This is a genomic window from Micrococcus sp. Mcc89 (assembly GCF_024519795.1).
GTDB lineage: Bacteria > Actinomycetota > Actinomycetes > Actinomycetales > Micrococcaceae > Micrococcus > Micrococcus luteus.
The window spans coordinates 1-627 of the sequence record NZ_JALJRI010000018.1; the positions used below are offsets into that span (position 1 = coordinate 1).

Consider the following 627-nt stretch of genomic DNA (forward strand, 5'->3'; position numbering starts at 1 on the left):
CGCCCGGTGGTCGGGCGTGTCGTCTCAGACGTGGACGCGGCCACCGTGTGATCCGTCGAGTCAACCTTCCACAGAATCCTCGAATGGAGTCATCACGATGACCGCTCCTCATATTCTCGACCCTGCCGGCCTGCTCGGAGAAGCCCTGTCTGAAGCGTCCCCGGACATGATGCGCCATCTGCTGCAGACCATGATCAACACCTTGCTGTCCGCGGATGCCGACGCGGTGGTCGGTGCCGAATGGGGCAAGCCCAGCTCCTCGCGCACTGCTCAGCGGAACGGGTACCGCCACCGGGACCTGGACACCCGGGTCGGCACCCTGGACGTGGCCATCCCCAAGCTCAGATCGGGCACGTACTTCCCGGACTGGTTACTTGAACGCAGGAAGAGAGCGGAGTCGGCGCTGATCACCGTGGTCGCTGACTGCTACCTCGCCGGGGTCTCGACCCGACGGATGGACAAGCTGGTCAAGACTCTGGGCGTCAACGCCCTGTCCAAGTCCCAAGTCTCCCGGATGGCCACCGAGCTCGACGAGCAGGTCGAGGCATTCCGCCACCGCCCGCTCGGGGTGGCCGGCCCGTTCACGTTCGTGGCCGCCGATGCGCTGAGCATGAAGGTCCGCGAGGG

1 protein-coding gene is annotated in these 627 nt (G+C 65.7%); it reads left to right on the top strand.

Annotation, left to right across the window (positions count from 1 at the left end):
• Nucleotides 1-97: 97 nt before the first annotated feature.
• On the top strand, nucleotides 98-627 hold a 530-nt coding region (locus NR072_RS01755), incomplete at its 3' end, for a transposase (RefSeq protein WP_256835934.1).